This window comes from Glutamicibacter sp. (assembly GCF_032154645.1).
In the GTDB taxonomy this organism is placed as follows: domain Bacteria; phylum Actinomycetota; class Actinomycetes; order Actinomycetales; family Micrococcaceae; genus Glutamicibacter.
Genome location: NZ_JALDXV010000001.1, coordinates 84,271 through 107,230, shown reverse-complemented (window position 1 = coordinate 107,230; position 22,960 = coordinate 84,271). Strand labels below are relative to the sequence as shown.

Below are 22,960 nucleotides of genomic sequence, written 5' to 3'. Positions count from 1 at the left end.
CTGCATTGTATTTCGACGCTATCTTTAGTGGTGCATCCGCGAGAACACGGGGATTTAGGCCATTTTCCCGACACAAAAAGATAAGCAACCCTGACTTCGGTGAGTCATCTAACACGCGATCCGCTTTTCTTAATTTGGACAGCTAAGGCTAAGCTAATTTTTAGATCACTCATTTTCAGCAACTTCACATGTTGCCCGACGACGAAGGAAAACATGGCCTCCATGAAGCTTCGCGCAGCAGCTCTCCTGAGCATCGCCGCACTGTCCCTGACCGCCTGCGGTTCGACCACCTCCTCGGCCTCCGAGAACACCGGCGAAACCGTGACCATCACCGACAACGAAGGCGAGAAGTCAGTTCCGGCTTCACCGCAGTCGGTCGTCGCCACGGACAACCGCACCTTCGAGACCCTCTACGACTGGGGCGTAGACCTGAAGGCCGGAGCGGTGTCGCTGATGCCGGAGACCATCGGCTACACCCAGGACAAGGACGTCGTCGACCTGGGCAGCCACCGCGAGCCGAATCTGGAAGCAGTTGTCGAGGTCAATCCAGACCTGATCATCAACGGCCAGCGCTTCACCCAGCACGCCGACAAGCTCAAGGAACTCTCCCCGAACGCGACCCTGGTCAACCTCGACCCACGCGAAGGCCAGCCCTTCGATGAAGAGCTGGAGCGCCAGACCACCGTCCTGGGCGAAGTTTTCAACAAGAAGGATGAAGCAGCCAAGCTGGTTGCCGACTTCGAGGCAGCCAAGAAGCGCGTCACCGATGCCTACGACACCGAAGACACCGTCATGGGCCTGATCGCCTCCGGCGGCAAGTTCGGCTACTCGGCACCGAACACCGGGCGCACCGTCGGCCCGATGTTTGAATTCCTCGGCCTGACCCCTGCGCTGGACGTCCCAGAAGCATCCACCGACCACGAGGGCGACGACGTTTCGGTCGAAGCCATCGCCAAGTCGAACCCCGACTGGATCATCGTGATGGACCGCGACGCTGCGGTGGCCGCCGACGAAGAAGGCTACAAGCCTGCCAAGGAACTGCTGGAGAACTCCGAGGCGCTGAAGAACGTCACCGCCGCCAAGGAGGGACAGGTCCTGGTCATGCCATCCGACACCTACACCAACGAGGGCATTCAGACCTACACCGAGTTCCTCAACCAGTTCGCCGACGCGCTTCAGGCAGCCAAGTAACATGCGCCTTTAGGCATAAAAACAGGTGGCAGGCTAGTCCTGCCACCTTGTTGCATCTCAACCACACACCATCGGCGGTTTCATGACTACCATCGCCCACAAGGGCAAACTCTTCGACTACAAGCTCGGCCTGGGCATTTTGGGCGTGCTTGTCCTTTTGGCGTTTTCGCTGTTCACCGGCGTCTACGACGTGTTCGGCGCCGAAGACGGAGCGGAAATGTTCTCCGTCACCCGCATCCCGCGCACCATCGCACTGGTGCTGGCAGGCGCCGCCATGTCGATGAGCGGACTGGTCATGCAGCTGCTCACGCAGAACCGCTTCGTGGAGCCGACCACTACCGGCACCACCGAGTGGGCTGGCCTGGGCCTGCTGCTGATGCTCGTGCTCTTCCCGCAGGCGACGATCCTGTCAAAGATGGCGGTGGCGATCGTCTTCGCGTTCGTCGGCACCATGATCTTCTTCCTATTCCTGCGCCGCGTCTCGCTCAAGGCATCGCTGACGGTGCCGATCGTGGGCATCATGCTCGGCTCGGTGGTCGGCGCGTTCTCCACCTTCCTGGCGCTGACCACAGACAAGCTGCAATCGCTGGGCATCTGGCTGGCCGGCTCCTTCACCGCGGTGGTCCGCGGCCAGTACGAGGTGCTGTGGATCGTGGCGGCGGTGACCGTGGCGGTGTTCATCGTCGCTGACCGCTTCACCGTGGCTGGCCTGGGCGAGGAGATCGCGACCAACGTCGGGTTGAACTACCGGAACGTGATGCTGCAGGGCACCGCATTGATCGCCGTGGCCACCGGTGTGGTCACCGTGGTCATCGGCAATCTGCCATTCCTGGGGCTGATCGTGCCGAATATCGTCTCCATGGTGCGCGGCGACGACCTGCGCAGCAACCTGCCGTGGGTGTGCCTGCTGGGCATCGCCATCACCACCGTGTGCGACCTGATCGGCCGCACCATCATCTCCCCCTTCGAGATTCCAGTCTCGCTGATCCTGGGCGTGATCGGCGCAGTGGTCTTCATCATCCTTCTTCTCAGGCAGCGTGCTCGTGGTTAACCTAGTTTCAGCTCCCCCGCACCCTGCCAGCCGCACCGGACGCCATTCGGGTTCGATGCCCACCGCGCGCGTACGCCGGCGCTACTGGATCACCTTCACCATCATGTGCGCGCTGGCCGCAGGCTTCGGCTTCGGTCTGCTCGCCTGGGACAACCCCATGCCCCTGGGTTCGGCGGGGTTCTGGATTATCGCGAAGATGCGGGCCAGCTCCATCCTGGTCATGGTGATCGTCGCCGCCTGCCAGTCCATCGCCACCGTCGCCTTCCAAACGGTGACCAACAACCGGCTGATCACCCCGTCGATTATGGGCTTCGAGGCGCTGTACCGCGTGGTGCAGACCGGCGCGGTGTTCTTCCTTGGGCTTTCGGGCATCACCTTCTTCACCGGCATCGGGCAGTTCGGCCTGCAGGTGGCGATCATGGTCGCCCTCTCGGTGGCGCTGTACGGCTGGCTGCTAAGCGGCAAGCTGGGCAATATCCAAATCATGCTGCTGGTGGGCATCATCATCGGCACCGGTCTGGGCTCGGTGGCCACGTTCATGCAGCGCATGCTCACCCCGAGCGAGTTCGACGTGCTCACCGCTCGGCTCTTCGGCTCGATGACCAACGCGGACATGAGCTACATGCCGCTGGCGATCCCGCTGGTGCTGGTGGCCGGCGGCTACCTGGTGGCGAACTCCAAGAAGCTGAACATCCTCTCGCTGGGCCAACAGACCACCACCAATCTGGGGCTGAACCACCGCCGCGAAACCATGGTGAACCTGTTCTTCATCTCCATCCTGATGGCGGTGAGCACCGCGCTGGTCGGCCCGCTGACATTCCTCGGCTTCCTCGTGGCGACCCTTGCCTACCAGCTGGCCGACACCTACGACCACCGCTACATCTACCCGATGTCATTCCTCGCCGGGTTCGTCGTTCTCGCCGGCTCCTACTTCATCATGAAGAACGTGTTCTACGCCCAGGGCGTGGTGGGCATCATCATCGAGGCCGTGGGCGGCATCACCTTCCTCATTTTCATCCTGCGAAAGGGCCGGCTGTGATCACCCTGAGAGACGTCCACAAGAAGTACTCCTCCACCGTCGCCATCGGGCCGGTAACGCTTCAAATCCCCACCGGCGGCATCACCGCGCTGGTCGGCCCGAACGGCGCCGGCAAGTCCACCATGCTCACCATGGTCGGCCGCCTGCTGGGCATCGATTCGGGCACCATCGAGGTGGCGGGCTACGACGTGGCCACCACCAATTCCAAGGATCTGGCGAAGATCGTCTCCATCCTGCGCCAGGAGAACCACTTCGTCACCCGCCTGACGGTGCGCCAGCTGGTGGGCTTCGGCCGCTACCCGCATTCGAAGGGACGGTTGACCAAGGACGACGAGGCGATCGTCTCCCGCTCCATCGACTTCCTGGAGCTGAGCGAGCTGGAGGGCCGCTACCTTGACGAGCTTTCCGGCGGACAGCGCCAGCGCGCCTACGTGGCCATGGTGCTGGCCCAGGACACCGATATCGTGCTGCTCGACGAGCCACTGAACAACCTGGACATGAAGCACTCGGTGGTGATGATGAGCCACCTCAAGCGCGCCGCCGAAGAGCTGAACCGCACCATCGTGATCGTGCTGCATGACATCAACTTCGCCGGACACTATGCGGACTACATCTGCGCGATGAAGCACGGCAAGGTCGTCGAGTTCGGCGCCCCTGAGCACATCATGAACGATGAGATTCTCACCGAGGTGTTCGAGACGCCGATCAACGTCATCAACGGCCCGAAGGGCCCGCTGGCGGTGTATTACTAGGTCGTATAACGAAACATAAGGCTGTATAGGATTTTTCTATACAGCCTTATACTTTCTTATACTTTTGGTTCCAAGGACTGACTCATGGGCACTTCACTGCTCAACACCGGCCCTGGCATGTGGGTCATGCTGGGTGTAGCTACGGCTGCAGCAACGCTGATCAACCACCGATTCATCCAGCTGCCAGCACGGCAGATGATCTTCGCCATCGCCCGCGCTCTGGTGCAAATGGTCACTGTTGCGCTGATCATCGCGCAGGTCTCCCGATCCTGGGTTCTCACCTGCGCATTTTTGCTGCTCATGTTCGCCGTGGCAACACTGACCGCCACCCAACGCATCCGCCAGCTTGCCTGGTGGGTGCCGGCGACGGCAATTCTCGCCGGAGTCCTGCCCGTGGTGGGTCTGATGCTCAGCTTCGGGGTGCTGCCCTTTTCCGCCCTGGCGATGATCGCAGTGGTGGGGCAGCTGATCGGCGGAGCTATGAGCGCGACGAACCTCGCAGGGCGGCGGCTACATCAGGAATTGGAGCAGCGCGGCGGCGAAGTCGAGGCGGGGCTGGCGCTCGGCTTCAGCCTGCGTGATGCCCGCCAATTGGTGGCCCGACCGGTGGCCGCCGAGGCGCTGCTGCCGGGCATCGACCAGACGCGCACCGTGGGCACGGTGACGCTGCCCGGGGCCTTCGTCGGTCTAGTGTTGGGCGGTGCAAGTCCGCTGGAAGCCGGGTTGGTTCAGCTGATTGTGCTGGTCAACCTCATGGTGGTGCAGGGCATCGCGGTGGCGGTGACCGCAGAGCTCATCGAACGCGGGACCGGCGGGCGCGCAGCACCGGTGAGCACAGCAGCACGATGACCCCCAATAGAGGCACCAGCAGCAGCCCCGCGCGCAGGGAATAGTGCTGTGCGAGCAGTCCCACCAGCGGAGGGGAGAGCAGGGTGCCCACCCGCATCAGCCAAGACACCACGCTCAAACCCGTTCCGGGCGCCAGGCCAGGCAGCTGATCGGCCTGTGCCATGGCGGCCGGAACCAACGTGGCCACGCCGAATCCGGCCGCCGCAAACCCCGCAAGGCTGCCCGGAATGCTGGGAAACGCCAGCGCCAGCCCCATGCCGACGGTCAGCAGCAAGGTCCCGCCCTGAGCCACCGCCCGCTGGCCGACGCGTTCGACCATGCCGTCGCCCAGCAGCCGGCCGATGAATTGCGCGCCGACCAGCACGATGAAGCCCGCGGCGGCCAAGGGCCCCGGCGCTCCCAGGGAACTCAGGTACAAGGTGGCCCAAGAATTTCCAGCGTCCTCCACCGCCACCGCCGCGACGGCGATCAGCACCAGTGCGGTAATGGTGATGATGGTGCGTGCGCTGACCGGAATCCTGACCGTCGGCGCACCGACAACCTTCCGGCGCACCCGTTCGTCGGGCAGACAGAAGCGCCACACCGCCAGCGCCAGGGCCGAGAATAACAGCCAGGATCCGGCAAAGTGCACCGCCAGCGGCAGGTTCAGCGCCGCCGCGGCCATCAGTCCGCCGAGCACCGCGCCCACCGACCACAGCGCGTGGAAGGAGTTGATGATCGAGCGTCCGATTCGCCGCTGCACCACCAGTCCCTGTGCGTTTTGGGCGACGTCGGTGATCGCGTCCATCGCCCCGCCCAGCGCGAAGGCGGCGGCCACCAGGGCCACCGAGGGTGCGGCGAGCGCGGCACCCAGGATCGCCAGGCCGGTGAGGATCGTGCCGAAGACTGCCACGGTGCCGGAGCCGAACCTTCTGATCAGCCATCCCGCACCGAGACCCGCCGCCAGTGCGCCCGCAGGCCAGGCAGCCACCAGCAGGCCATAGCCGGAGGCGTCGAGCCCCAACTGCTCCTTGAATTCGGGCAGCCGCGGGGCGAGGTTGGCGAAGAGGGCTCCATTGGTCAGGAACAGGGCGGAGGTTGTCAGCCGGGCGCGGATCATGCATCCATGCTTCCACATTCAATCAAGTGATTGACATCACAACGAGGCTGCTGTGTACTGGACTCAATCGATCGATTGGGAGACGTGATGCAGCTCGGCCAGGTGCAGCAGGCGGCAGTCGCCTGCTTTGCGCGGCAGGGCTACACCGCCACCGGCATCCGCGAACTCGGCGCCGCCGTTGGCTTGAATTCTGCGACCCTCTACCACTATGTGGGCGGGAAGCAGGAGCTGCTGCTGGGCATCATCCGCGACTGCCTCAGTGCGATGCTCGACGGAGCCAGAAACGCGATCTCCCGCACTCAGGACCCGGCGCGGCAGCTCGCGGCGCTGGTGGCATTCCACGTCAGCTTCACCGCGGTCAACCCGCTGACGGCCCAGGTGGCCACCGGGGAAATGCGCGCACTGTCCGACCCGGCGCCCATGCAGGCGCTGCGCGACGAGTACGAGGCGCTGTTCGCCGCGGCGCTGGCCGACGGCGAGCGCGCCGGCATCTTCACCGCCCCGGATCCCGGCCTGGCGCGCCTGGCCATTATGGAGATGGGCACCGGCGTGGGCCGCTGGTACCGCGCCGACGGCCGCCTGCCCCTGCCTGAAGTGCAGCTGCACTTCATCGCCATGGCCATGCGCATCCTCGGCGCCCCCGAAACACCATTAAGCCCCCACGAGCTGCCCACAGCCCAGCGCGTCGCAAGCGAAGGAGAGCGATGAACTACCCAGAACTGGTCGCCGAACTGCATCAGAAGCTGGCGGCCGCGGCGGCCGGCGGCCCTGAAAAGTCCCGGGAACGCCATGTGGCCCGCGGCAAGCTGCTGCCGCGGGACCGCGTGGACCAGCTGCTCGATGACGGCTCGCCCTTCCTGGAGGTGGCCCCGCTGGCGGCGCATGGAATGTACGACGACGCGAGCCCCGGCGCGGGCATCATCACCGGCATCGGGCTGGTGCACGGGCGGCATGTGATGGTGGTGGCCAATGACGCCACGGTCAAGGGCGGCACCTACTTCCCGATGACCGTCAAGAAGCACTTGCGCGCCCAGGAGATTGCGCTGGAAAACCGCCTGCCCTGCGTCTACCTGGTGGATTCGGGCGGCGCCTTTCTGCCCATGCAGGACGAGGTCTTCCCGGACCGCGAGCACTTCGGCCGCATCTTCTACAACCAGGCGACGCTCTCCGCGGCGAAGATCCCGCAGATCGCCGCGGTCATGGGTTCCTGCACCGCCGGCGGAGCCTACGTCCCGGCGATGAGCGACGAGTCGGTGATCGTGCGCAACCAGGGAACCATCTTCCTGGGCGGCCCTCCGCTGGTGAAGGCCGCCATCGGGGAGATCGTCACCGCAGAAGAGCTCGGCGGCGGCGAGCTGCACGCCAAGAGCTCCGGGGTGGTGGACCACCTGGCGGAAAACGACGAACACGCGCTGGCGATCGTGCGCAAGATCATCGCCACCCTGCCCGATCCCCCTGCCCCGGCACACGGCACCTTCAAGGAGCCGGAGTTTGACGCGGCGGACCTGGCCAACATCGTTCCGGTGGACGTGAACGCGCCCTACGACGTGCACCGGGTGATCGAGCGGATCATCGACGGCAGCGAGTTCCACGAGTTCAAGGCCGACTACGGCACCACCCTGGTCACCGGCTTCGCCCGGATCTACGGCCACCGGGTCGGCATCATCGCGAACAACGGGGTGCTGTTCTCCGAGTCAGCGCTGAAGGGCGCGCATTTCATCGAGCTGTGCGATCAGCGCGGCATCCCGCTGATCTTCCTGCAGAACCTCGCCGGCTTCATGGTGGGCCGGGACTATGAGGCCGGCGGCATCGCCAAACACGGCGCCAAAATGGTCACCGCCGTGGCCACCGCGCGGGTGCCCAAGTTCACCGTGGTCATCGGCGGCTCCTTCGGCGCTGGCAACTATTCGATGTGCGGGCGCGCCTACTCCCCGCGCTTCTTGTGGATGTGGCCCGGCGCGCGCATCTCCGTGATGGGCGGCGCGCAGGCATCTTCCGTGCTGGCCACCGTGAAGCGCGACGGCATCGAGGCCTCCGGCGGGACCTGGAGCGCCGCTCAGGAAGCCGAATTCACCGCGCCGATCCGCCAGCAGTATGAGGACCAGGGCAATCCCTACTATTCCACCGCGCGGTTGTGGGACGACGGGGTCATCGACCCGGCAGACACCCGGCGCGTGCTCGGGCTCGCGCTGGGCGTGGCCGCCGAAACCGAGCTGCCGGACACCAACTTCGGCCTCTTTAGGATGTGAGCATGTTCGACACAGTATTAGTGGCCAACCGCGGGGAGATCGCGGTGCGCATCATCCGCACCCTGCGCACCATGGGCATCAAATCCGTGGCGGTCTATTCCGACGCCGATGCCGGCGCCCTGCACGTGGCGCTGGCAGACCAGGCGGTGCGCATCGGCCCCGCCGCCGCCGCGGACAGCTACCTGAATATCGACGCGGTCATCGCCGCCTGCCGCGCCTGCGGGGCCCAGGCGGTGCACCCCGGCTACGGCTTCCTTTCCGAGAACCTCGACTTCGCCCGCGCCCTCGAGGCCGCCGGGATCGTGTTCATCGGCCCTCCGGTGCAGGCCATCAACCTCATGGGCGATAAGATCCGCTCCAAAAACCACGTGGCCTCCCACGGCGTCCCGGTGGTGCCCGGCATCTCCGAGCCCGGGCTGAGCGATGCTCAGTTGGTCGCCGCATCCGCCGGCGTCGGCTTCCCGCTGCTGATCAAGCCTTCGGCCGGCGGCGGAGGCAAAGGCATGTTTGCGGTGCATTCCCCCGGCGACCTGCCCGAGGCGCTGGCCAGCGCCCGGCGCACCGCCGCCTCCGCCTTCGGCGACGACACACTCTTCCTTGAGCGGCTGGTGGCTTCGCCTCGCCACATCGAGGTGCAGGTGCTGGCCGACGCCCACGGCAGCACTGTCCACCTGGGCGAACGCGAATGCTCGCTGCAGCGCCGCCACCAAAAGGTCATCGAGGAGGCCCCCGCGCCGCTGCTGGAAAACCTGCCCCAGGGCGCAGAAATCCGCGCCCGGCTGGGTGAAGCCGCTGTGGCCGCCGCGCAGTCGGTGGGCTATGTGGGGGCCGGCACCGTGGAATTCCTGGTCAGCGACGACGCCCCGGAGGAGTTCTTCTTCATGGAGATGAACACTCGGCTGCAGGTCGAGCACCCGGTGACCGAAGAGGTGCTGCGCGTCGCCGGGGAGCGGGTCGACCTGGTCGAATACCAGATCCGCAGCGCCGCCGGGGAGCGTCTGGACTTTGCGCAGGACGACGTCGCACTGGTGGGCCACGCCATCGAGGCGCGGCTCTACGCCGAAGACAAGGACTTCCTTCCCTCCACTGGCACGATCCATCGGCTGCACGAACCTGAGAACCTGCGCATCGACTCGGCCCTGCGCCAGGGCCTGGTCATCACCCCGCACTACGACCCGATGCTCGCCAAGCTCATCGCCCACGGGCCCGACCGCGCCCACGCGCTGGCGACGCTTGACCGCGCGCTGGGCGACACCGTCGTGCTGGGCGTGAAGACCAACGCCGAATACCTGCGCCTGCTGCTGGCAGATCCCGACGTCGCCGCCGGAAGGCTGGACACCACGCTGATCGAACGCAAAACCTTCGACTTCCGCGCCGCGGGCATTACAGAACTCGCCTTCGCCGCCCTGGAATTCGCCGACACCGGCGCCCCCGGGCCCTGGACCCGCGACGGGTGGCGGCTGAGCTCCCCGGCTCCCCGGCGGCTGATGCTAGAGGTGGACGGGCGCACCGAACTGGTAGTCGTCGAGAATGACACCGTGCACGTGGGCGGCGAAACCATCACCGCCCGCCGTACCGCGGCGGGGATCGAACTGGATGGCATGCTGGCCAAGTTCCATTCCGTGCGGGTGGGCGATGAGCTGTGGCTGAGCCAGGACGGCTTCACCGCCAACATCATCCGCACCACCGCAACCCACGCCGCCGGCGAGGGCGAAGTTTCGCTGCAGGTTTCCTCCCCCATGCCCGGCACCGTCATCGCCGTCCCCGCGGCCGACGGGGATGAGGTCGCCGCCGGGGAGGTCCTGCTGATCGTGGAGGCGATGAAGATGGAACACCAGCTGCGCGCACCGGCCGACGGCATCGTGCGCATGAACGCGCTGAAACAGGGCGATCTGGTCAAGGCGCAACAGGTACTAGCCAGTATTGAGGAGCAAGCATGAGGATCGTCCAGCGCGGACTGTACCTTGATGAACTGCGAGTGGGCGATGTCTTCGAACACCGCCCCGGCCGCACCATCACCGAGGCGGACAACGTCCTGTTCACGACGCTGTCCATGAACAACCAGGGGCTGCACCTGGACGCCGCCTGGGCCGCCACCCAGCCCTTCGGCAAACCCCTGGTCAACTCGCTGTTCACCCTGGGGGTGATGATCGGGCAATCCGTCCCGCAGCTGACCGAGGGCACCATCATCGGCCAACTCTCGCTGACCGATGTGAACTTCCCGCATCCGCTGTTCCATGGGGACACGCTCTACACCGAAACCGAGATCACCGCGGTGCGCCCCTCCAAGTCCCGCCCCGGGCAGGGCATCGCCTCCATGGCCCACACCGGCCGCAATCAGGACGGCGTCGTCGTGGCCACCGCCTCCCGCACCTGCCTGATGTGGACCAAGGCAGCCCACGAGGCGGCGAAATGATCGGCCCATCGATCCTCTTCTGCCCGGCCGACCGGCCCGAACGCTATGCCAAGGCGGCAGCGGCGGCGCACACGGTGATCATCGACCTGGAAGACGCCGTGGCGCCCGCCAACAAGGAAGCGGCCCGGGCGGCGCTGGCGGCAAGTTCGCTGAATCCGGAGCACACGATCGTGCGGATCAACCCCTTCGACACCAACCACATCGCCGCCGATCTGCGCGCGGTGCGCCAGACCGGCTACACCCAACTGATGCTGCCCAAATGCGAGTCCGCCGAACAGGCACACAACCTCGCCCCCTACCAGGTGATCGCCCTGTGCGAGACGGCCCGGGGCATCCACGCGGCGGACCAGATTGCGGCCACGAAAAATGTCACCGCACTGATGTGGGGTGCCGAAGACCTGATCGCTTCGCTGGGCGGCACCTCATCCCGCCTGCCCGACGGGAGCTACCGGGACATCGCCCGCTACGCCCGCTCGCACGTGCTGTTGCAGGCATCGATCCATTCAAAACTGGCCATCGACTCGGTGTACCTGAATATCGACGACCTCGCGGGGCTCGCAGCCGAGGCCGAGGACGCGGCCGCCAGCGGGTTCGGCGCCAAGGCATCGATCCATCCAAAGCAGATGCCGGTGATCGCCAAGGCCTTCGCCCCGAGCGAAGAATCCGTAGCCCGCGCCAGGGCGGTGCTTGCCGCCGCCGAGGAACACCCGGGCGTGTTCAGCTTTGAGGGACAGATGGTCGACGAGCCGCTGCTGCGTCAGGCCCGGGCGGTGCTTGCCGCCGCGGAACGCACCTAGTTGCCGCGTTAAATAACAAAAACGCCGAGGCTTAGCCTCGGCGTTTTTGACCAGTAATTAAGCTGCGGCGGCAGCGACGTGCAGCGGCTTGTTGCCGTAGTGTACGGCGAAGAACCAGATAACTCCGGTGATCACATGCATGGCGCTCAGGGTCACAGCGGTAGCCACGTCCGCGGAGAGCATGACCGGCGAAATGATGGAAACCAGGGCGACGATCAAGCCGATCCACTGGGCCACCTTGCAGATCCCCTTGTTCTTACGACCGAGCAGGAAGACGAGCAGACCGAAGAACACCAGTGGGATCCATGATGCTTCGAGCACCAGGGCGAAGGATACGACCTGCCCATTGGTCAGCTCCCACGAAGCACCGGCGGAGCCGCCGATGAAGTAGGTGATGACGTTCAGGTAGCCGAGGGCCAGCGCGGCGATGATGACCTGAATGAAGTTGAATGGGCTGTTGGGTGCTGACATCGTTATCCTGTTCGTTGAAATTCCTCAACGATTCTAGCGGTGTCAGCACGCGGTTCAGCCCCTTTTTAAACGTGAAATTCGCGACACTTAGCTTCGCTATGCACCCTGAACTGCGCGCTCGTTGGCCCGCTTGTTCGAGTTATCCACCGCGATGAACCAAGAGACTCCGACGATGACATGCATAATTGCGACGGCAATGGCGCTTCCCAGGTCTTCGGCAAAGAAGAATTGGGCCACCATGGAGACCGCAACCACCGCAACGCCCACCCACTGGGCTACCCTGCAGATCCCGGGATGCGACTTGCCGATCACGTAGGTGAGGAATCCGAGGATTGCAAAGGGAAAGACGGTGAAGCGGATGATGTGGATGAAGTCGAGGTTCGCGAACGCTCCCCCGGAGAACTGCATCGAAGCCCCGGCCGCCTCGGCAATGAAAAAGGTGAGCACGCTCAGGCTCATCGCACCGAAGGCCGCAATGAGCACCTGGACGTAATTGAACGGCATCTTATACTCAGCGAGCATCGCTGATCATCTCCTCTGTATGAAAAATGACCCCGTTCTTTCACTGTACGCCCGGCCCTGCGGAAAAGAACCGAGCTATTTGGGCATGATCTGCACCGTCAGTTCACCGCGGTTAACCGCGACTGTTGCCTCGGCTGCCTGGCGCAGCGCCGCCATCGCCTCTTGGGGCGTCATGAAGTACGTGTTCACCTGCAGCCGGCCAGCGGCATCCAGCGATTTGGGCAGCTGGATCATGGTGCCGTACCCGGGCACCTTCACCGCACTGAACAACCCCGCGTGGCGGCCGATGTGGCGCACCGGGCAGAACAGCTCGCCATTGTCTACGTCGGTTGGACCACCTTTTTCCCAGGCATCCAAATGGTCGATCTCGCAACGGTTGGCCGGCATCGTGCACCCGGGAAAGGCGCAGCCCCGGTGCACTGCACGGATGGCGATGGCCTGGGCCTTGGAAAACAGCCGCTGCGACCGACCCAGGTCCAGAATCCTCCGTTTGCCGCTGAGCACCAGTGGATAGATGTCAGCCTGGCACAGCGCCGCCCGAGTTTCGGCGGCACCCAATGGCTGCCCGCCGACGGTCTTGGCGTAGGTGCCGCGCATGGAATCGAAGTCGATCAGGATGCCGATGCCCGGGGCCCGCGCCCTGGAGCCGGTGGACTTGAGCACCTGGAGGAAGGCGATGAGGCGGCGCAGCTCCGGGCGCATCTGCTCGAAGCCCAGCAGCGCTTCGGGCTTGGGAGCAGCGGCCGCCTTGCCGTCCTCGCGCGCCCATTCGGGCATCGAGTCGGCGTCGTCCCAGTTCTCTCCGGCGGCCTCGCGAAGCAGCCGGTGCAGCTCATCGCGGTTGCCGGCATCGGTCTTCGGGTTTTCGGCCTCGCGGTAGCTCGCCTCGATGGCCTCCGCCTGGCTGGGCAGGACGCGCAGCAGGTATTCAATCAGCCCGTCCTTGCGCGGGGCGCGTTTAAACAGTCCGATCTCGGACAACAGCGCTTCGGTGGGGCGGTCCCCGCTTTTCAGCGCCTTGATCATCGCCGAAATGTGCTTTCGCGCCGTGGCAGGCTGCTCGCGGATCAGCTCGACGGCTTCCACCTGCAGTTCTTCGCGCACCCGCAGGCCTTGGGCGGAGGTGCCCAGGTCCTTCTGTGCCCCGTGGATGGCGCGGGCGGCGGAGCACAGAAGCCGCGGATCAAGTTCGTGAATCGCCCCGGCTAGGATGTTCAGGCCGGGCCCGGTTCGATCGCCCGAGGTGGACACCCCGGCAACCAAGGCGTCGGTGGACACCAGCCGGTCGCGGGCGCTGCTCAGCGGCATCCCCAGCCAGTCATGCAGCAGGTCGACGGTTCCCTTGTAGGCGCTGCGCCCCGAGCACATTGCACTGGGCAGCGCCTCAATTTCTTCCGCACTGGGGTGCAGCCCTGCGGCGGAGATCGCCTGAAAGGAGCCCTCGCTCAGCTGGTGGGCGTTGGTGCGGCGCACGGCGTCGGCGGTATAAAGCTGGGCACGGGTCAGGTCCATGGCCAGAACCTCGGTGAAACGCGCGGCAAAGGCAGCCTGCGCGGCGGGGATCTCCACCTGCGCAAGCTGCCGTGCAGCCTGGTCGATCAGCGCGTGGGCTTCGGCCAGCAGATTCACGATGTTCATGACCCCAGTGTGCGGCGGGTACCGCCTGCCGGCGCCGCAGCGGCGCCGACTGTGGATTACTTCGAGGCGCCGACCTCCCAGATCCGCGGCAGCGCCGTGGAATTCACCGCCAAGTCGCCGATCAGCCGCGCCTTGAACACCCAGGGATTGTGGTTGCCTGCGGTGCGGGCATTGCGCCAGTGGCGGTCGAGGTTCTTTGAGACGCTGGTGGCGGAGGCGGCCAGGGCGTCGAAGGCATGGGTCAGCGCGCCCAGCACCAGCGGGGTGAGCACCACCTGCGCCTGCGCGCTGGCAAGCTCGGCGGCGTCGTTCGCCGCTTCATCCGCTTCGGCGTCGATCTGCCCTGCCTGCAGCGCCAACGCACTCTCATACGCTCCCTGCAGCGACTGGGAGACGCGTTCGACGGTGGCCGCGGAGGCAAAGGCGGCGGCGGAGACCTCGCCGATCACCTGCAGCAGCTGCGGGTCCTGCCCGGCGACGTTGGCCGCGGCATGGCTGAAGGTGCGCTTGCGGCGCTTCAGCTCGGCGGCGAAGTCGCGTTCGGCGGCCTTGGCGGACCCGGCAAGCACCGCCAGCAGCACCTGCTGATAGAACGCGGTCTGGTACTTGAAGCGGGTGTCGAAGTCGATCACCTCCGCCACCTGGGCGTTGCTGAACGTGGAGGTTCCGGTGCCGGTGGTGCGCTGCCCGAATCCGTCCCAGTCGTCGGATAATTCAACGCCGTCCTGGTGGCGGGATACGGCGGCGATCACGCGCTTGCCGTTGTATTCGGCGTAGACATCCAGCCAGTCGGCAAAGATCGAGCCGGTCGAGTAGTACTTGGTGCCGTTGACCTTCGGGCCCTCCGGCGTGTCGACGACCTTGGTGATCACGTCCCCGACCTTCACCGCGCCGACCTCGGTCCAGGCGTTGCCCACCAGCTCCCCGGCGGCGAAGCGGGCCAGCCAGGCATCGCGGGCGGCGGACGGTGCGGCCACCAGACGGTCTTCGACGAAGGCGAAGTGTGCACGCAGCGCCTGGGCGATGTTCGAGTCTGCGGCGGCCAGGTCCACGAAGAGCTCGAAGAGTTCGGGCAGGGTGGCCCCGGCTCCGCCGTATTCAACGGGGACGCGGATTGCGCCGAAGCCCGCCGCCGCCAGCTCTGCGACCTGCGCATAGGGCAGCTCGCCGCTGCGGTCGCGCTCGGCCGACCCGGCGGCGATCGCCTCGAAGTGCGGGGCGAAGCGCTCGCGCAGCGCGGCCAGGCGCGGTCTGGTTAATACAGTCATGGCACTCTCCTGGTTCCCTGGGGGTTTGGCAGTGCCATTCAAGCACCGCCGGCCGCCGCGCCGGAAGGCACCGGTCATCTGGCGGAACGCGGGGAGATGATGACGTAATAAACAAGGCCCTATGACGGCTTTGATGACGTTAAGCGTCGCGGCGGGGCCAGTTTATGACTTCGAAGTTGCGTTTTCACGCTGTTTGGCAACGCGATCGGCGATGTTCTTCGTATCCGGGGCGAAGGCGTAGAGCTTGCCCGAGTCCTGATGCACCCACCAGCGTCCACACAGATCGGTGGTCTTCTGCTCGGCGCCGGCCGGCCACCAGTCGGCGCTGAGGGTGGGCACGGCGGCGACCTCGTCGACCTTCCAGTCCTTGGAGCGGGCGTCCGCAACATAGGAGGCTTCCAGCTCCTTGGCGCTTGGCTTGCCCACCTGCTTGATCGGGGTGCAGGTCTTGCCCGGCAGCTGCCCGGCATAGTCCATCACGAAGATCCGCTCGTGCCCGGTGGTGCGCTGTTCAAGCTTCACCTCGGTGCCGCCGGCGGGGACCCAGCCGGGCAACAGGCCGTCAGCGACGCCCTGTTCCGAGCTGGCAGCCTGCTTGGATTCGGACTTGTCGTAGTTCTCAGATGTCAGGTCGGCGGCGCTGCAGCTTGAAAGCAGTAGCGCGAAGGGGATGGTCAGTGCGCCGGCGGCGAGGTACTTTTTCTTGAGCATGCTTCCAGCCTAGAAATTTCGGCCGCCGCGCACCTCGGAGCAGGGGGTTAACCTGTACGCGCAGGTTCTCCCCCTGCGGTATGAGCAATCAGCGCAGGTAGGTGCGCGCCACGGAGAAGGCGGTGCGTTCCACCAGCTTCAGGGTGTCCGCGGACAGTTCGGCCAGCGTGGCAGGGCCCGGTGCGATCGAGTAGGCGGACAGGATGCCGGAGTCCGACAGGGTCTGTTCGTCCAGGCTCACCGATCCGGCGATGACGATGACGTCGGCGTCTTCGCCGGAGGCCTGCAGCACTCCGGAGACGACCTTGCCGTGCAGGGACTGCGAATCCAGTCGGCCTTCGCCGGTGATGACCAGGTCGGCCCCGCCGAGGATGCGGTGGGCGTCGAGAACTTCCGCCACCAGCTCCCAGCCGGGAACCAGGTCGACGTCGAAGTAGCTGCCCAGGCTCAGCGCGAGTCCGCCCGCGGCGCCCATGCCCGACTGCTCGCGCAGCGCGCGGCCGGTGTCAGCCTCCAGCACATCTGCCAGGCGGCCGAGTCCTGCGTCGAGGTATGCGACCTGCTCTGGGCTGGCGCCCTTCTGCGGTCCAAAGGTCGCCGCGGCGCCGGTGGGGCCGAGCAGCGGGTTGGTGACATCGCAGGCGATCTGCCACTTGATGCCTGCCGCGCGGGTGTCCAGCCCGGAGACGTCAATGGATGCCAGGTTATTCTGCGGGCCGCCGCCCGGGGTCAGTTCCCCGCCGTCGGCGTCGAGGAATTTCGCACCGAGTGCACGCAGCAGGCCGGTGCCCCCGTCGGTGGTGGCCGAGCCGCCCAGGCACAGGATGATCTGCTGCACCCCGAGGTCCAACGCCTTGCTCACCAGGGCGCCCAGCCCGTAGGTGGTCGCGGCCAGCGGCTGGCGCTGTACATCCGAAACCTGCGGCAGGCCGGCCGCCTCGGCCGCTTCGACCACGGCAATCTTGCCATCGGCAGACAAGCCCAACCGGGACTGGACCGGACGGCCGATCGCGTCGGTGGTGGCCACCGGCACCGCCTCGGTACCCCAGGCGTCGATCAGGGCCTCCAAGGTTCCCTCGCCGCCGTCGGCGAAGGGAACGGCCGTCACCGAAATCTCGCGGCCCTTGCTTGTCGCTGCGGCAAGGAAACCGGCGCTGATGGCCCCTGCCACCTCGCTCGCACGGGCGCTGCCCTTGAAGGAATCTGGAACGATGGCTACCTGAAGTGGCGTCTGAGAAGTCATAGATTCAACTCTATGGAGTTTTCCCCACATCTCCTATAGGCCCAACCCCATAATTCAGGCCGACATGCAACTAGAATATGTGCAATTCGCCCAGTTTAACGCTGGAATAGACGGAGGTGAGCAGGCTGAGCAATTCACCCGGGACCCGCGGGTCGCAGCCCGTGACGAGCTTGATGCGCTCCATCCGCTGAATCAGCGTATTGCGGTGCACGTTCAGCCGCTCGGCGGCCTCGACGTGCGAGGCGCTGGCGGCCAGCACCAGCAGCGTGCGCGCATGCTCTTCGCTGAGTTTTACGATGCGTGCAGCAAGGGTGCGGCTGTAACCTGCCGGAGTCCGCGCCGCAGCCAACGCGAGGTCGGCATCCCAGATCTGTGCCGAGTCCGCCCTGGGTATTAGGGTCGGGAAACCGTCAAGGGTGCGCCAGTTTTCTGCGTCGATCAGCAACTGGGCCGTATCGTCGCGCGCCTCTCCGCTGATTGCACGCAGCGCGCCAGTCGGCGCCACCTTGCCCGAATGCGCACTGGTCAGCACCCACAGCGAGTTGTTGACCGAGAGCACCGCGTGCTTGTCGCCGAATCGCGGCAGCGGCTGCCCTTCCTGCGGCAGCAGTAGGCTGATGGACCAGGGCCGGGGAAATTCAAGGCGCTCAAGCTGCTCGGCTACCGCCTGGGACGAGCTGGTGCCCGACACCAGCCCCGAGAGCATCTCGCTGGCCACCGTGGTGCGCAGGGTGTCTCGCACATGTTCTTCCTGCTGGGTTAGCAGCAGCTGGACAGTCAGGGAGATCAATTGCGCCAGGGGCGCCACTGCCTGCGGGGTACCTGTCACGCCGACGACGCCCTGCAACGCCCCGTCGAGCAGCAGCGGGACATTGACTCCCGGCTGTTGACCCGTGGAGGGGTCCGCGTGGTGGGTAAAAATCGTCCGGTTCTCCCCCAGCGCCTTAAGCGCGTCGGGGTGGAGGTTGCCCACGCGTTTTGCATCGGAGGAAGCGATGATGACGCCGCGTTCGTCCATGATGTTCAGCGGGTAGTCGATGCGCGGGGCGATGGTGTCAACGACGCGAACTGCCACCGCATGGGTGAGTACTCCGGTTCTTTTGTGCGCCATAGCTGTATCTTACCCAGCTTGAGCTCAAGGATTCTTTGACCTTCGTGAAGCTTTAGCTAAGCTAAAACCAAGACTAGGGACGTATGGTCGTAATTACCTCTTTGAAGGTGCGAGTGATGATCGAGGCTCCCGTTGGATTCCCACCGACGGGAGCTTCACCTTTTTTTATTCCAAGTTTCGACGACATTCATCAGGGGCCCGTGAGCCCTGGCCCTAAAATCAAAAAGCAGCTCATAAAGGTGCACCCGATGGTCGCAATACCCGTACCGGACCCGCAACAACCTCAGTCACAATATTTGTCCGCGCTTCATCTTTCCGGAAGCAGCTTGAAGGCTCTTACGCCAAAAAAACTCGAAACAATTCTTTTGTTCACATTGATCGACCGGCTTGAAGTGTGACGATGATGGTCGGCGATAAATTTTTCTATAAAATCTTTCTCTTTTTAACTTTTCTAGTTTTCGCCGTTGCGCCTTTTTTGTAAAATATTCCGCTGTCTTAAATTGCTTTTAATTTCACGAGATAGAAGAATTGGGGATATCCATCACCTACTCTTATGAGGTTCTTTTCGCATGCCCATCTTTCATTCTCTAGCTCCGTCAAACCCTGCAAACACTCCTAAGCGTGCTGCTGCAATTTTTGGGGCAGTTTTTGCCTTGCTGATCACCTCCGGTTGCGCAACTACCACGCAAGCCGACACGACTTCCACCGAATCCGCAGAAGCAATTGAGCTCTCCAGCGAATCACCGACTCCAACGCCTTCCGAATCCCCCACCGAGATCGCCAGCTTCCTCGGGCAGGACTGCGAAGGCGATGAGCTTGTCATGGAACAGGGCACCGAAAAGCTCTACTGCGATGCCGATGCCAGCGATGCGCTGGTGTGGGTAACCCAGGGCGAGCACGATGAGGCGATTGCGCTGGCCAAGCAGGAGGCGGCCGAGAAGAAGCAGGCTGCGGAAAAGGCGGCCAAGGAGAAGGCCGCGGCTGAAAAGGCGGCCGCAGAAAAGAAGGCCGCCGCAAAGCGTGCAGCTGCAGAGGAAAGAGCCGCAGAGAAAAAGGCAGCGGCAAAAAAGGCAGCCCAAGAGGCAGCTGAGACTCCCGTTAAAAAGGCTCCGACCAGCACCTTCTACCAGAACTGCAGCGCCGTACGGGCGGCCGGAGCCGCTCCGATCCGCGTCGGCGATCCGGGTTACTCGCGAAAGCTCGACCGTGACGGCGACGGCGTAGCGTGCGAGTAGCCCGCCCCGGGCGCGTCGCGGTCCTGTTACTGGCGATCGCACTCACCGGCTGCGCGGTCGAAACATCCAGCGCGCAGCCACCGGCCGCCCACAGCACATCGTCGACGGCACCGCCGATCGTCATCCGCACCGAAGCCCCGCCAATCACCATCAGCAGCGAGGCGCCGACGCAGTCCCGCGAGCAGCCTACGAAGGAGAAGGCCGCCTCGCAGGCGCAGTCCCTGTTGGATGATCTTCAGGTCAAGGGCCGCGCGCCGAAAAGCGGCTACGACCGCGGCCTATTTGGCAGCGCGTGGAGCGACACCGACCATAATGGTTGCGATACGCGCAACGACATCCTCCGTCGAGACCTGGACGTCACCTCGTACAAATCGGGAACTCGGGACTGTGTTGTGCTCACCGGCGTGCTGGATGATCCGTACACCGGAGAGTCAATTGCGTTCGAACGCGGACAAGGCACCAGCAATGCGGTGCAGATCGACCATGTGATCGCGCTCTCCGATGCCTGGCAGAAGGGCGCTCAAAATCTCTCGCCCGAGCAACGCGTTCGGTTCGCCAATGATCCGTAGAATTTGCTGGCGGTCGATGGCCCGACAAATGGTTCGAAGAGCGACGGCGACGCCGCGACCTGGCTGCCGCCGGATCGAGACTACTGGTGTGCGTACGTCACCCGGCAAATCGAGGTGAAGCACAAGTACTCATTGCGGGTCACCAACGCCGAAAAACCTCGATGGTTCAGGTACTGCAGGAATATTGCTGACATGAGCCCAATTCCAAGGCAATTGGCGCGGCAAACAATCTCATTGTCGTTGCCGAGCCTGATCAAAGCTTGCACATAGCTTTAATCTTTAGAGTAGAGAATACCTCTTGAAGGTGCGAGTGATGATGATGTAATTCTGGCTCCGTTGTGCACGGCAACGGAGCCAGTATTCTTTTAAACCTCGATTTGGATTTCCACCCCTCATTACCGGTTTCATATATATTGCCATCACCCAGATCCTGCTCAGTTCCAACATAGGATTCGGCATTACAGTGGTAATTACCTCATAAAGGTGCGAGTGATGATCGAGAATCCCCCTGATGGCTTTGCCTCAGGGGGATTCGAATTTAATGACCTTTTTTGAAAGCTGGATTCCTGTCCGGAATTAGCCGTTAAGGATACTTAGCCGACGGCTCGGAATTCCAAAGCTCAAGCACAGAGTGCGACTTTAGACTATTAGTACCTCATAAAGGTGCGAGTGATGATCGTAAGGTTCCCGTTGGATTTCCTCCCAACGGGAACTTTCCTTTTAATGAACGCCACGCTGGATTCAGCTGGAGCGAAGATGCCAGCCACCACAGTGGGGACAGCGATAGGTTGCGACCTCACGCTTCAGCTGCCTGCCGCGGCGGACCGCAGCCTTGTCGGCGATCGCCTTAGTCCGGTAGCGCTGGCTGCCCGATGACTCGCAGATGTTCAGCGTCCGTGCGTTCAGTTCTCGACCCATGCTTCAATTCCACATCAGTATCGGTGCAGGCGTCCACTAAAATACTTGGGTACCCCTGAGTGAATGGAACTTTGCATGAGCGCGGCAACCCTGAGTCCGATCGAACGTCAATCGGTATGGCGCACGCTGAAGTCTCCCCGCTTGCTGAAGACCGAGCTGCTGGCCGGCCTTGTGGTGTCCCTGGCGCTGATTCCAGAGGTCATCGCGTTTACGGTGATCGCCGGGGTAGACCCAAAGGTCGGCATCTTCGCGTCGTTCACGATGTCGGTGGTCATCGCCATCACCGGTGGGCGGCCTGCGATGATCTCCGCCGCGGCCGGCGCCGTGGCACTGGTGGTGGCACCCCTAGTTCGAACCTACGGCGTTGAGTACCTCTTCGCGACGGTGGTGCTGGCAGGCATCATCCAAGTGCTGCTGGCCCTGATCGGCGTGGCCAAACTGCTGCGCTTCATCCCACGGCAGGTCATGATCGGGTTCGTCAACGGCCTTGCCATTTCGATCTTCCTGGCCCAGATGCCACAGCTGATCAACGTCCCTTGGCAGGTCTACCCGCTGGTGGGGCTCGGGGTACTGATCATCTACCTGTTCCCCAAGCTGACCAAGGCGGTGCCGGCTCCGTTGATCGCCATCGTCACGCTGACGGTGGTGGCGGTAACTGCGGGGATCAACGTGCCAACCGTCGGGGATCAGGGCGAACTGCCCGATTCGCTGCCGGTCTTCGGGATACCCCAGGTGCCGCTGAACCTTGAAACATTGAAGATCATCACGCCCTTTGCCGTGGCGGTGGCATTTGTGGGGCTGCTTGAATCCCTGCTGACCGCCAAGCTCGTCGACGACATCACCGATACCCCGTCAAGCAAGACCCGCGAATCCTGGGCTCAGGGCACCGCGAACATCGTGACCGGGTTCTTCGGCGGCATCTGCGGCTGTGCGATGATCGGGCAGACCATGATCGGCGTCAAGGTTTCCGGCGGACGCACGCGCATCTCCACCATGTTCGCCGGCATCTTCATGCTGATCCTGGCGGTGGCCTTCGGCGATGTGGTGGCGCAGATTCCCATGGCGGCGCTGGTAGCGGTGATGGTGGTGGTATCCGCCGCGACGTTCAACTGGCACAGCATCCGACCGGGAACACTGAAGGCGATGCCCAAGAGCGAAACCTTCGTCATGCTGATCACCGTGGTGCTCACCGTGGCCACAAACAACCTGGCCATCGGCGTGGGCGTGGGCATCCTGAGCGCTATGGTGCTCTTCGCCAACCGCGTCGCACACTTCGTCAGCGTCAAGCGAGAACTGCACGGGGACGCCGCCGTCTACACGGTGCAAGGCGAGCTGTTCTTCGCCTCCTCCAATGACCTGTACATGCAGTTCAACTATGCCCAGGACCCTCAGCAGGTGGTCATCGACATGAGCGATTCGCACCTGTGGGATGCAACCACGGCGGCGGCACTGGACTCGGTGAGCGCCAAATATGAAAGCTACGGCAAACGGGTTGAGATCCGCGGGCTGAACGAGGCCAGCGCGAAAATGCGCGAGCGGCTGCGCGGCAACCTTCAGTAGCCCTTGCGTTCAGGCTGAACCTGCGGTTCGTGGGGATTAGGGCTGGTCGGGTCGAAGGGCGGTTCCGGCGGCGCCGTTGGATCGATGACCGGCCCGGTAGGCGCGGTGGGGTCGCTGGGTGGTGCGCTGGGGCCTGTCGGGTCCTGGGGATTGATGGGCGGATCGGTTGGGTGACGCTTAAACATAGTTCCCTCCTCTATTTCCGCCTCGAGGCTATCGAGCAGGACAACAATGGCTAAAGGGCTTTATGGCAACTGCCAGAATCCCAAAG

Annotated in this window: 23 protein-coding genes and 1 pseudogene; 14 read left to right on the top strand and 10 right to left on the bottom strand. The window is 64.0% G+C overall.

The window, feature by feature from the left end:
• Positions 1-213: 213 nt before the first annotated feature.
• The 5 genes from RUH64_RS00495 to RUH64_RS00475 all read left to right on the top strand — a co-directional run bounded on the left by RUH64_RS00495 (position 214) and on the right by RUH64_RS00475 (position 4,882).
• Positions 214-1,191: an ABC transporter substrate-binding protein gene (locus RUH64_RS00495; protein WP_313810495.1), complete on the top strand. Its 978-nt coding sequence runs from the start codon at positions 214-216 to the stop codon at positions 1,189-1,191.
• An 82-nt stretch (positions 1,192-1,273) separates the two neighbouring features.
• Positions 1,274-2,242, top strand: a complete 969-nt coding sequence (locus tag RUH64_RS00490) for an iron chelate uptake ABC transporter family permease subunit (RefSeq protein ID WP_313810493.1) — start codon at positions 1,274-1,276, stop codon at positions 2,240-2,242.
• A gap of 55 nt (positions 2,243-2,297) precedes the next feature.
• The gene (locus RUH64_RS00485; RefSeq protein WP_313810873.1) at positions 2,298-3,281 is read left to right on the top strand and encodes an iron chelate uptake ABC transporter family permease subunit; all 984 of its coding nucleotides are present in this window, start codon (positions 2,298-2,300) and stop codon (positions 3,279-3,281) included.
• The gene (locus tag RUH64_RS00480; RefSeq protein ID WP_313810492.1) at positions 3,278-4,033 is read left to right on the top strand and encodes an ATP-binding cassette domain-containing protein; all 756 of its coding nucleotides are present in this window, start codon (positions 3,278-3,280) and stop codon (positions 4,031-4,033) included. Before RUH64_RS00485 ends, RUH64_RS00480 begins: the two co-directional genes overlap by 4 nt.
• An 84-nt stretch (positions 4,034-4,117) precedes the next feature.
• Entirely contained in the window at positions 4,118-4,882 is a 765-nt protein-coding gene (locus tag RUH64_RS00475) for an ABC transporter permease (protein WP_313810491.1), read from the top strand.
• Here the strand turns inward: RUH64_RS00475 and RUH64_RS00470 are convergent.
• On the bottom strand, positions 4,827-5,981 hold the full coding sequence (locus RUH64_RS00470) for an MFS transporter (protein WP_313810489.1): 1,155 nt from the start codon (positions 5,979-5,981) through the stop codon (positions 4,827-4,829). The genes RUH64_RS00475 and RUH64_RS00470 overlap by 56 nt on opposite strands.
• 87 nt (positions 5,982-6,068) lie before the next feature.
• Between RUH64_RS00470 and RUH64_RS00465 the strand changes: the two genes are divergently transcribed.
• The 5 genes from RUH64_RS00465 to RUH64_RS00445 are packed head-to-tail and all read left to right on the top strand — an operon-like array spanning position 6,069 to position 11,443.
• Positions 6,069-6,689, top strand: coding sequence for a TetR/AcrR family transcriptional regulator (locus RUH64_RS00465; RefSeq protein WP_313810487.1), 621 nt, complete (start codon positions 6,069-6,071; stop codon positions 6,687-6,689).
• Positions 6,686-8,230 carry a carboxyl transferase domain-containing protein gene (locus RUH64_RS00460; protein WP_313810485.1) on the top strand — a complete coding sequence of 515 codons (1,545 nt, stop codon included), beginning with the start codon at positions 6,686-6,688 and terminating at the stop codon, positions 8,228-8,230. The genes RUH64_RS00465 and RUH64_RS00460 overlap by 4 nt, the downstream gene beginning before the upstream one ends.
• Positions 8,231-8,232: 2 nt before the next feature.
• Complete coding sequence (locus RUH64_RS00455) at positions 8,233-10,170, top strand: biotin carboxylase N-terminal domain-containing protein (RefSeq protein WP_313810484.1); 1,938 nt, start codon at positions 8,233-8,235, stop codon at positions 10,168-10,170.
• The gene (locus tag RUH64_RS00450; protein ID WP_313810482.1) at positions 10,167-10,646 is read left to right on the top strand and encodes a MaoC family dehydratase; all 480 of its coding nucleotides are present in this window, start codon (positions 10,167-10,169) and stop codon (positions 10,644-10,646) included. Before RUH64_RS00455 ends, RUH64_RS00450 begins: the two co-directional genes overlap by 4 nt.
• Positions 10,643-11,443, top strand: a complete 801-nt coding sequence (locus RUH64_RS00445; protein WP_313810481.1) for a CoA ester lyase — start codon at positions 10,643-10,645, stop codon at positions 11,441-11,443. Before RUH64_RS00450 ends, RUH64_RS00445 begins: the two co-directional genes overlap by 4 nt.
• Before the next feature lie 57 nt (positions 11,444-11,500).
• On the opposite strand, the gene RUH64_RS00440 is transcribed toward RUH64_RS00445, so the two are convergent.
• From RUH64_RS00440 to RUH64_RS00410, 7 genes are all read right to left on the bottom strand, one after another.
• Entirely contained in the window at positions 11,501-11,914 is a 414-nt protein-coding gene (locus tag RUH64_RS00440; RefSeq protein WP_313810480.1) for a DUF6069 family protein, read from the bottom strand.
• A 96-nt stretch (positions 11,915-12,010) separates the two neighbouring features.
• Entirely contained in the window at positions 12,011-12,436 is a 426-nt protein-coding gene (locus RUH64_RS00435; RefSeq protein ID WP_313810479.1) for a DUF6069 family protein, read from the bottom strand.
• Positions 12,437-12,511: 75 nt separating this feature from the next.
• Positions 12,512-14,074: an HNH endonuclease signature motif containing protein gene (locus tag RUH64_RS00430; RefSeq protein ID WP_313810478.1), complete on the bottom strand. Its 1,563-nt coding sequence runs from the start codon at positions 14,072-14,074 to the stop codon at positions 12,512-12,514.
• A gap of 56 nt (positions 14,075-14,130) precedes the next feature.
• Positions 14,131-15,342 (bottom strand): acyl-CoA dehydrogenase family protein, encoded by a 1,212-nt coding sequence (locus RUH64_RS00425; RefSeq protein ID WP_313810477.1) that lies wholly within the window; start codon positions 15,340-15,342, stop codon positions 14,131-14,133.
• Positions 15,343-15,504: 162 nt separating this feature from the next.
• A complete protein-coding gene (locus tag RUH64_RS00420) occupies positions 15,505-16,053 on the bottom strand; it encodes a hypothetical protein (RefSeq protein ID WP_313810476.1) in 549 nt (182 codons plus the stop codon).
• Between the two features lie 88 nt (positions 16,054-16,141).
• The gene (locus RUH64_RS00415) at positions 16,142-17,296 is read right to left on the bottom strand and encodes a glycerate kinase (protein WP_313810475.1); all 1,155 of its coding nucleotides are present in this window, start codon (positions 17,294-17,296) and stop codon (positions 16,142-16,144) included.
• A 70-nt stretch (positions 17,297-17,366) separates the two neighbouring features.
• Entirely contained in the window at positions 17,367-18,407 is a 1,041-nt protein-coding gene (locus RUH64_RS00410) for a sugar diacid recognition domain-containing protein (RefSeq protein ID WP_313810474.1), read from the bottom strand.
• Between the two features lie 116 nt (positions 18,408-18,523).
• Here RUH64_RS00410 and RUH64_RS00405 point away from each other — a divergent pair, with 116 nt between their 5' ends.
• The 3 genes and pseudogenes from RUH64_RS00405 to RUH64_RS00395 all read left to right on the top strand — a co-directional run bounded on the left by RUH64_RS00405 (position 18,524) and on the right by RUH64_RS00395 (position 20,481).
• The gene (locus RUH64_RS00405; RefSeq protein WP_313810472.1) at positions 18,524-18,805 is read left to right on the top strand and encodes a hypothetical protein; all 282 of its coding nucleotides are present in this window, start codon (positions 18,524-18,526) and stop codon (positions 18,803-18,805) included.
• Positions 18,806-18,976: 171 nt separating this feature from the next.
• On the top strand, positions 18,977-19,642 hold the full coding sequence (locus tag RUH64_RS00400) for an excalibur calcium-binding domain-containing protein (protein ID WP_313810470.1): 666 nt from the start codon (positions 18,977-18,979) through the stop codon (positions 19,640-19,642).
• Positions 19,633-20,481, top strand: a pseudogene (locus RUH64_RS00395) (HNH endonuclease family protein). The gene RUH64_RS00400 and the pseudogene RUH64_RS00395 overlap by 10 nt, the downstream one beginning before the upstream one ends.
• Before the next feature lie 471 nt (positions 20,482-20,952).
• Here the strand turns inward: RUH64_RS00395 and RUH64_RS00390 are convergent.
• The gene (locus RUH64_RS00390; RefSeq protein WP_313810466.1) at positions 20,953-21,129 is read right to left on the bottom strand and encodes a hypothetical protein; all 177 of its coding nucleotides are present in this window, start codon (positions 21,127-21,129) and stop codon (positions 20,953-20,955) included.
• 75 nt (positions 21,130-21,204) lie between these two features.
• Between RUH64_RS00390 and RUH64_RS00385 the strand changes: the two genes are divergently transcribed.
• On the top strand, positions 21,205-22,689 hold the full coding sequence (locus tag RUH64_RS00385; protein ID WP_313810465.1) for a SulP family inorganic anion transporter: 1,485 nt from the start codon (positions 21,205-21,207) through the stop codon (positions 22,687-22,689).
• Here RUH64_RS00385 and RUH64_RS00380 read toward each other — a convergent pair.
• On the bottom strand, positions 22,683-22,874 hold the full coding sequence (locus tag RUH64_RS00380; protein WP_313810463.1) for a hypothetical protein: 192 nt from the start codon (positions 22,872-22,874) through the stop codon (positions 22,683-22,685). The two genes, RUH64_RS00385 and RUH64_RS00380, sit on opposite strands and share 7 nt — an antisense overlap.
• Between the last annotated feature and the right edge of the window lie 86 nt (positions 22,875-22,960).